A 4659-nucleotide genomic window follows, 5' to 3' on the forward strand; every position below is an offset into this window, starting at 1 on the left:
GTCGACTATTTCAATGCTGTAGAGTACGCTATACAGCAATTATCCCTGGTCAATTTTCAATCGGTACGGGTGGTCAATTTTCAATCGGCGCCAACATGCCTGCACTTCAATTTTTCCTTTTTTTTGCAGTGCGATAGAAAGATTCCCTCCTCGGCAAGGCTCGCGTGGAAATGTGAGGTTCTTTGCTGACGATCAATGGATCACCTTTTACACACACACCGGAAATGGCTGCAAGAGTTAGATAAAGGAACACAAATGTCTGATCGAAATATGATACTGATATGAAAGTGGCAGCGTGCGAAAAGAGTGATGCGCCAAGTGCCCAGATCATGAATTGGGACGATGAGGGTAGAGCGGCTGCTTGTTGCAACGCTTGTCCCACGAAGGAAAACCCTTTGGTGAGGATGGCAATGAACAGGAACATTAAAGGCAGGCCACCATCTACTCCCATACGTAGATAATAATTCGTGATGTCAACGTGATCCTTACTCCACTGAACACCAGAAACCATCCAATGGCGTGTGAAATCGGTACCAGCAAACCACCATTCAGAGATGTGTTTTAGTGCAGTATCAATTAGCGCTGCTCGATGCCAGCTCGTGCTGCTGCCCGTCAGATCGATGTGCGATATAATGTAATAGGCTGGCACTTTCATAACAATATCCAGTCCAATATAGCCCACAACGAAAAACCACCGGACAAGCCTCATTTGTTGACGCCAATGCCACATCAACAATGCTCCTATGGCAAATAATGCACTCATGATTGGCCCGCTGGAGGCGGATGCAAAAATTATTAGCAAACACGCTGCTATTCCTGCAATCGCGGTCTTCCTGCGTTGTTGCCAGAGCACAATCATTAACGGTAAGCATACCGCGCCGACCGTCCCTGCGAGAATCGAATGAGCAAAAGGCCCTTGAGCGCGAACCCTGCCATTGCGAACCTCAGAGATTTCCGAGACACCACCCAATACAGAAAAAAGGTTGTGCCCCGTCATTTTCTCGAAAAGCATTTCAATAGCTAAAGGAATCAACAGGATTGCCGTTATGCGACATAATCTGACCACGTCATCCAGTGTTTGACATATTACACGGAGTAGGAAATAGACACCACACCCGTTATAAACAAGACCGAGTCGGTTTACTAACACACCACTAGGATCTTTATGAAACAAACTGCTAAGTAGGGCCCAGACACCCCATATTATCATCAGCCAATCTAGGCTGTTCATCTGATCCGCCAAGCGCTCACCTCGTATGATCACCCTTACAAGTCCAATAGCTAGAAAAATTCGGAGGGGCGGGAGATGAATCGGTCCCAGGGTGATGACTTGACCAAGTGTCATGTAACAAGCTCCGATTAGGAGGGGCAGAGCGGCCCATTGCCGTGGGAGCGTTAACAATGCAACCCCATTAAGCATTAAAAAAACTATAGCAATACTATTCATGTAAAAAGCGTGGCCTGATCATCTTGACTGAAACTAGGAATTCGCGCATGGAGTAGATCTCAGTTTCGAGAAGAAGGTGAGTTTGAACAGGAACTGGCAATACTAGGAACCGATAATGGGGAATTGTAACCGACCGGCCGTCTGCATTATTCCCAATAGCTGAGAATTGAACGAAATTATCATCATTTCCTGTGGAAGAGCCGCTAACGCCGTGCGGCGGTCGAAAGTCGCTTCCGACGCACATCGATGCGGCGAGACGCCGCTCAACAACAGAAAAAAAACCACCTGTTACAGCAGCACACGCACAATTACATAGTTGCATCGGCCTTCCTTATGTCCTGAATGTCTTAGTGTCAAAGGGTCATATTCCCTCTGAGGGACTGAAAGAGAAAACGGGATTACAAATTAAGGTAACACCTTAAGACACAAACAAAACTTAAATTGTACTCCCGGATTTGCCGATGGGGCAATTGTAATGTGTGTTGAAAGAAACCTTTGGTCTCATGTGCATAGCTATCTACATAATTTAAAGCTCAAAAAACAGTAACATACGCCATGAATATAAAAAGTTATTAGACACCGATCCTCGATTGGCAAAGCGTCACCAACAGTTGGTGACTGAGCATTTGAACTCCACTGATATCTTGAGTGCTGGCTTACAGTCATTGCCTAATAAAAGCACGAGATTTGCCAGTACCTAGGCGACTTGGCGTTTTTATAAAAACGCCAGTGTAACCTGCATATTCTGGCCCGACGTGAACACTCATTCAGATTGCCCTGACTTTAAAGCAAGGCGTTTGGTTGTTGAGGTTTTCCTCTCCTGGCCTAACCGGTTTAGAAAGCTCTCGGTACGGTATGAAAAAATGGATCGGAGTTATCTCGGTTTGCTCAGTTAGCGGCTTCTGCCATCGCCTTACGAAAAATAAAAGGGCAAAATCAACCCAATATTATTTACGGATAAGTTCTAAGAGGGGTAATAAAGAGAAATAGCCTTGGTTGGTTCATAAAACAGAACCAGGAACATTAAAAATTGCAATAACCAACTTTTTTGGGTTTTAAATTTGATTAGGCAAGTTGGTTAGCTCTATTAATAGGACAGCCTCCTAGTAATAGAATCGTCGCGCCCGATCTCGCCAACCCACTCCTTTCGCTACGAGACAGGAGTCGAGTAGTCCCCAGAAGCGATAGCGCATGTGTTTTCACGAAGCGCTTTTTGCGTAGTGAAAATGCAGGCTTTCCGACATCGCGTCGAGTCATTGCGAGAATGATGTTGGATACCCCTTGTTGGGTATCCAACGAATGAAGCAGGACGGCTGGGGCCGCCGCAGGTATGAGCGGTCGCGTAGTTTTTGCCGCTTGTTGGGCTGGGAGGCCCATAAAAGCTTTCGCAAAAATAGCGACTCCCCGTTTGAGTCTCTTCCTCCCTACCTTTTGTATTCCAGAAGGCAGGGAGTCAATAGCAAATTAATTTGTCGCGAAGCACTTAATAACTTAGCTTGAAAGAGAACCCCGCAGAACTTCCGCGTCTAGCAACCCCTGTTTCCTCATGGAGTGAAAGTGACTAAGAGATTAAGTGGCGGTTGTATTTGTAAGCTACCGCCGGCGAGCTCATATGCGCCTCGATCCCATACTCCATTTGCTCCACGAGCGTCCCCATTTATATCTAAATTATACGGTGACGGCAGCGCAAGCCCGGATTGCGTAGCGGCTTTCAATCGGTAATCACCCGTAGCGTAACTAACAAACGGGTCTCCAGAACCTATTTGCACTCCTGTTTCGGAAATAGTGCCTGAACTAAAAAAGGCATTATAGGAATGTGAAATAGCTCCTCCGCCTGCTTGTTCATAGAGAGTTGGACTGTTATATAACACATTATTTACGATTACATTGCCAGAACCAGAGCCAAGTCCTGCATTGTTTTGGTACAAAATAGGACCAGCAACGTTGATAAACGTATTACCATAAATAACTGTATCTTTGATTGCCCCGCTTGATACGCCCTTCAATACTCCATTTGACCCTTTAACATTTACAAAGACATTATTATAATACTTTCCGTTAGAGATATTTGTGGTACTACCTCCACCTGGTTCTATACATTGAATATCGCAAGAGGTAACTATATTATTGAAGAAAGACGGATTATCTATCTGCTCTACATGTACGCCGTGATTAGCTGTTGAAGACCAATAAGTACCCAGATAGCTATTACTGATTACGTTATTACTTCCCTGATTCCAGTAACTCACTTGGCAATTATTCACATAGGTATAATCTGTAGTGACAGAATTTCCAGTCCCCGAGAATCCAAACTGCTGAATATCGTTGCTCGGCCCCGGACAGGTAACAGCTGCGTGTCTTATCTGTACGTAGCTCCCATTATATACGACTGGCCTAATTGAGCTCCCAGAGTTGGGAGGGGTGAAATAGAACCCATATGCGTTAGGGTTACTACCGCTGCCAACCGTCCCATCGAATACCCAATAATTAGAAGAAAAACTCACGCCTGACCCGGCAAAAATTGCCTGCCCTGTTCCATAGCTCGATTGCCACCCGGTATTCGTTCCATGATCGGATTCGATAGCCTTTTTTATGGTAATCACCGTAGTGCCGCTAGCCGCCGTGTTAAAGTCCCTTCCGGAATATGAACCTGCACCGATGTAATAAGTGTCTCCGCGAACCAACGTGGCCGGCAATGACGTATAGGCATTAGTCCAATCATTGCCATTTGCGCTACCCGTTGCGCCTTGTCGTACGAAGTGATTCGCAGCCTGGGCATTTAAGGCGAAGAGACAATTAGAAACTATCCCAATCATAATAAAACTTAGCTTTTTTTTGTTCATAATTTTTATGTTCAAAATAGTAAACCTCAAAAAATGGTCTTGCAGACCAGAAAAAAACAGATACAAAATATAATTAAAAACCTGACTTAAAGTGTAATATCCTTTCTAGCCAGAGACTATCTCCAACTCTAGGTTAGTCCAAAGTCGGAAGGTTACTACCAATCCATTTGGAGTAGCCGACGGAGACAGGTCTCGCCCAATGCGACGCCAGCTCCGTCGATACACCGTTTAAGCAGTCATTGACCCGTTTATCAATAGCCATTCCCAAAGACTGACATATTCGAACTGGCTTTATATGCCGAGCCAGTCCATGTAGCGGGTAAGCTCGTCAGGGTGGTGGAAGCACTCGATTCCAGCGCACCCGTTCCC

General features: G+C 45.4%; 2 protein-coding genes and 1 pseudogene. 1 reads left to right on the plus strand and 2 read right to left on the minus strand.

Annotated elements, in window-relative coordinates; genetic code table 11:
• Positions 1 to 106 precede the first annotated feature (106 nt).
• A complete protein-coding gene (locus tag M0R47_RS21270) occupies positions 107 to 1345 on the minus strand; it encodes an O-antigen ligase family protein (RefSeq protein WP_292558363.1) in 1239 nt (412 codons plus the stop codon).
• 887 nt (positions 1346 to 2232) lie between these two features.
• On the opposite strand from M0R47_RS21270, the pseudogene M0R47_RS21275 reads away from it, so the two are divergent.
• Positions 2233 to 2408: pseudogene (locus tag M0R47_RS21275) on the plus strand (IS5/IS1182 family transposase); the annotation flags it as partial.
• Positions 2409 to 2991: 583 nt separating this feature from the next.
• Here M0R47_RS21275 and M0R47_RS21280 read toward each other — a convergent pair.
• A complete protein-coding gene (locus M0R47_RS21280; protein ID WP_292558364.1) occupies positions 2992 to 4290 on the minus strand; it encodes a hypothetical protein in 1299 nt (432 codons plus the stop codon).
• Between the last annotated feature and the right edge of the window lie 369 nt (positions 4291 to 4659).

Origin of the sequence: Methylobacter sp. (assembly GCF_023227905.1) — a bacterium.
Taxonomy (GTDB): Bacteria; Pseudomonadota; Gammaproteobacteria; order Methylococcales; family Methylomonadaceae; genus Methylobacter_A.